The following is a 4,880-nucleotide window of genomic DNA, read 5'->3' as shown; positions in this document are numbered from 1 at the left end:
TCATTGTATATCGAAGAATCAATTCATAGGTGGTCATAATGCCGGTGCAGCAAGATCAAAGTAAAGCGTTCGTATTTTATATTCTATTAACGGCAGTTATATGTGGCGCCCTGGTGATGGTGATAGAGGTTATGGGTTCCCGAGTTGTTGGCCCATTCTTTGGGGTTAGCCTGTTTGTATGGACATCATTGATTGCCGTGACACTGGTAGCGCTAGCCCTGGGATATGGATTTGGCGGGTATCTGGCAGATCGCTATTCTTCGCCAAAATATCTGTACATCATAATTATGGTTGCCGGTATTTTAACTTTACTTGTACCGGTACTTCAGGCTCCGGTGCTTAAAATGTGTGTACCACTTGGATTAAGGGGTGGGGCATTTACCAGTACTTTTATCCTGTTTGGTCCGGCATTGTTTTTATTGGGATGCGTGTCACCCTATCTGGTAAAAATTGCAGCATCCCAGTTACGGAACCTTGGCGCTGTAGTTGGTGGGCTGTACGCCCTGTCTACTATTGGCAGTACGGTGGGTACTATTGTTACCGGTTTTATTTTAGTTGCTCTGCTTGGCGTGGATAAAATATTCCTGGTGACGGGAATTATGCTAATTGCTTTATCCATTGGCTATTTCGTGTTTTTTAAACGGCAATGGGCAACCGTGGCGGCTTTTATCCTGCCTTTATTGTTATACCACCCCCACGAATTTACTTCGAAAATTCTACCGGATGGAAGTGAATTGAGCAAAGTGGCTCATTTCGAAACCTTCTATGGCACTTTAAAAGTTGTTGACAGCAAAACGTCTGATTCACATTCGCGGTTTATGATGATTGATAGCCTGATTCAGGGTGGTATGGATATGAAAAACGGCTTATCGATCTACTATTACAATTATTATCTGCAGTTTATTCCGTATATGCTGCATCCAACAGGCACCGACTGTCTGATTATTGGTGTAGGGGCAGGTTTGGTTCCAAGCTGGTACGAACAAAATGGTGTTACCTGTGATGTTGTTGATATCGACCAGAAGGTGATTCAACTGGCGCAGGAGTATTTTAATTTCAACAGTAAAGGTACAGTCATCGCCGAGGATGGCCGGTATTATTTGACTAGTTCTAAAAAGCAGTATGATTTTCTTGTTATGGATGCATTCAATGGTGATCTTACACCTGCCCACCTGCTAAGCCAGGAGGCGCTGGCTTCGGCAAAAGCGCGCTTAAAACCGGAAGGTGTATTGGCCATTAACATCATTGGCAACCTGGTTGGGGAAAATTTTATGACCGCTTCTGTTCTCAAAACCCTGGAGCAGGAGTTCGATCAGGTGGAAATTTATCCGGCATTCAAGGTGCAGGAATCAAATGGCGTAGGGAATGTTATATTTATTGCCTATCAAGGAAAGCCGCGAGACTTTCAAGCTGTTGATGATAAGATATTTACTATTCACCCATCCTTTGAGAAAACCATTCGGTCCAGTATGGGGGCTCAATACCACTTTCCTGCCGGCACACCTGCAATTATTCTAACCGATAACTATAATCCAATAGATTTTTATGATTTCTGGTTGAGGGAACTGATTCGTAAAACAATCCTGGATACTATTGATCCTGAATTGCTCGTTGGATGATGTATGCAACGTCGTATTAGTCGTAGCCTGATTTTTTCACTAGGTATAATTGCCTGTTTTTCCGTGCGGGCTGATTTTAACGAGGCAACCAAGGCTTATTTGCTGGGTAATTATGAAAAAGCCCGCTACGAAGCATTGATCGCTGCCACTGATGGTAAGCCAGAAGCGCAAATGCTGTTGGGGCAATTATATTTTAACGGTGAAGGTGTGGAGAAAGATGTCAATGCTGCAATGTATTGGTATGAAAAAGCAGCTTCGCAAAACTTTACCGATGCACAGTATCGCCTTGGTTCGCTTTATTTTGATGGTAAGCATAATATTCCTAAAGATTACGATAAAGCCTATGACTGGTTACAAAAGGCTTTGGAAAACGGTAATAAAAAGGCCAAACCCAAACTTGAAGGTTTGTTTAAACTGGATACTGGCAAAGTTGTAAACCTCAATGAATCGCTGGAAGTGTTGCAGGAGATTGCCGGCAAGGGTAACAAACAGGCAAGGTTTCTCTACAGTCAGCGGTTACTAAAAGGGGAAGGATTTCCCCAGGATAATGCTAAAGCTGTTGCAATGTTGACTGAAGATGCTCAGCAAGGTTTTGTTAAAGCTCAAAAGCGTCTCGGTGAGCTGTATTATTATGGTCAGGGAGTTACTCAGGATTATTTTGAGGCTTATGCATGGAGCATGGCTTACGCGGGTACCAGGGAACTAGGCGGTCTGGCAAGGGAAGGTAAACAAACTGCACGTTCAGCGTTGCGCAAGCTGGATGATGAACAGCACCATGATGCCTACGTAAAATCCAGGGAATATTTCGAGAAATATGTATTGCCATTTCATCCAAATGCTCGAGAAGTCGGTCCGAAGAAATATCGAATCGTTGTACGTAGTCGTAAAGCTCAGTTAGCGCAAGCCCAAAAACAAAAACAGCGTCAGACCGCAAAAACTCCGGCTAAAACTGCAAGGATGTCGCAGCCAACACAAACAATTTGTAAGAACATTGAAACCAGGGATAAAAAGCTTGATAGAACCAAAGATGATGTTGCGTTGGTGTTCGATCAACATAAAGACGAGATATTTGCTATTTATAATCAAGCCCTCGGAAAAAATCCAGATATAAAGGGCAAAGTTGAATATGAAATAGATATCGATCCTCTCGGTCGTGTTACCCGGCTTGTCAAGCGAACGACCAGTACATTAAATGAACCTCAATTTGAGGCAAAGATCGTTGGACGTATCAAGCAAATCAATTTCTGCGCGAAAGGTAGCAAGCCCTTTACCGTTGCATTTCCCATCGACTTTATACCCCCCAAAGCCAGCACAGCAGAAAAAACTGATCCAGCACTGGAGAGAACTATGGCGGCCGTCGAGCGCAGCCAGGCAAATTCAAACAATAAGGAAAAAGTGGTGGACAAACTGGCATTGACGGTTAATCCCAATCAGTCTTCAGCCATTAAGGCAAAACCGTCCACTGCACTGTCAACGAATGCGCGTGGCGATGCAAGAGTAAACTCATTAGAGGGTGGAACGAGTCGCGCAGAATCCCAGGGCAGCCAGGTTGCTCCAACGACTTCCGCGCCGAGAACAGACGTTCCTTCAGGGGGTGTGAATTTGGATTCAGCGACCAGTACTGTACAACCACAAACTATAGTCGCTGAGTCGAGTCCTGCTCTGAGAGAAAAGGCGGCAACAGGTGCAAACGCTGAGAAATCTGAGAGTGGTCAACCTAAACCAGTAACACAAACGGCTAACGCAAAGTCTCCCACTGGCAGTGAGGAAAAGAAACAACGTAGCTATCGGGAAATTCATAACGTATTTATTCGTCATAGATCCAGAATCAATAACTTGTATTTACGAGCTTACGAACAGGATAAAAATTTAAAAGGGCGTGTCGTGTTTGAATTGACAATAGCACCAAGTGGAAAAGTTGATCGTGCTGAGATAATGTCCAGCGACCTGAATTCAACCAGCCTGGAAGAGGAATTGGTCGATTACATAAAAAACATGAACTTTGAGAGTAAAAATTCAGATCCATTCGAAATCACTTATCCCCTCGATTTCCTGCCATAAAAATTGCATTTTATTTTGTGATTTAATTGCGGCGCATCAATGTAAACCGCGGCATTCACTATAAAAATATGTCACAAATCTTACATGTTGAGACGTTAAAATTTTTAAGATATGAACTGATTTTCCGATAACTAATTCACCTGCCTGATGTCTAATCGCTTGCATAGACAGCCAGCCAAACAAGAAGTAATGGATTTTAACTAAATGATTAATAAGAATATTTCTACACGTAGACCGGTATTGTTAATTATTCTGGATGGATTTGGTATTAATCCAAGCCCGGATCACAACGCTGTGCTTCAAGCCCATACTCCACATCTTGACGACTATTTTTCACGCTACCCCATGACCTCCTTGCAGGCCTCCGGGCATGCCGTGGGATTACCTGATGGCCAAATGGGAAATTCGGAAGTGGGTCATCTTACCCTGGGTTGCGGACAGGTGATTCGCCAGGATCTGGTAACGATCGATGACGCTGTAGAAAACGGAAAATTTTATGAAAACCAGGTGTTCCTGGAGGCGATCGATAAAGCAAAACGTAATAACAGGCCGGTACATTTGATCGGTCTGGTTTCTGATGGTGGTGTGCATAGTCATATTAATCACCTGTTGGCGCTTATTGAATTGTGCCGGCGTCAGGAAGCTAAACCTTTGGTCCATATGATAACCGATGGTCGCGATACTCCACCAAAGTCAGCGAAACTGTTTTTACCGGAGCTTGAGGCTGCGTTAGAAAAGGCTGGTGGTAAAATCGTGAGTGTGATGGGGCGCTATTACGCGATGGATCGGGATCGGCGCTGGGATCGAACCGAGAAAGCCTGGCGTGCGATAGTGAAAGGACAAGCGCAGCTGGAAGCAAGTTCAGCAGCACAAGCCATTGACAAAGCCTATCAAAATGACACGTCCGATGAATTTATACTGCCTACCAGAGTTGCTGATGAATGCTCTATTGATCACGATGATACTGTCATTTTTTTCAACTTCAGAAAAGATCGTGCACGCCAGCTAACTGCAGCGCTGAGTAGTGAAAAGTTTGCTGATTTTGCGCGCGATGATTTTAATCCAGTTTCCGTAACCTGCATGACGGAATACGATGAGCAATTTCATTTACCTTATGCTTTTTGCCAGGATAGACCGCAGGTGACCCTCAGCGAAATCATCAGTAATGCGGGACTCAAGCAGTTTCACTGTGCAGAAACG

The 4,880-nt window shown here is 43.9% G+C and carries 3 protein-coding genes; all 3 read left to right on the top strand.

Features of this window, described 5'->3' with window-relative positions:
- The first annotated feature begins 38 nt into the window (after positions 1-38).
- The gene (locus tag ACWVCM_RS12465) at positions 39-1,619 is read left to right on the top strand and encodes a fused MFS/spermidine synthase (RefSeq protein ID WP_455202081.1); all 1,581 of its coding nucleotides are present in this window, start codon (positions 39-41) and stop codon (positions 1,617-1,619) included.
- A gap of 3 nt (positions 1,620-1,622) precedes the next feature.
- Positions 1,623-3,680 carry an AgmX/PglI C-terminal domain-containing protein gene (locus ACWVCM_RS12460; protein WP_455202080.1) on the top strand — a complete coding sequence of 686 codons (2,058 nt, stop codon included), beginning with the start codon at positions 1,623-1,625 and terminating at the stop codon, positions 3,678-3,680.
- Between the two features lie 204 nt (positions 3,681-3,884).
- Positions 3,885-4,880: 2,3-bisphosphoglycerate-independent phosphoglycerate mutase (gpmI, locus tag ACWVCM_RS12455; protein ID WP_455202079.1), on the top strand; the 996-nt coding region annotated here is incomplete at its 3' end.

The sequence above is a fragment of the Kaarinaea lacus genome, assembly GCF_975902315.1.
Note: the sequence above shows the minus strand (reverse complement) of the source record. Positions and strands in the feature narration are given on the sequence as shown.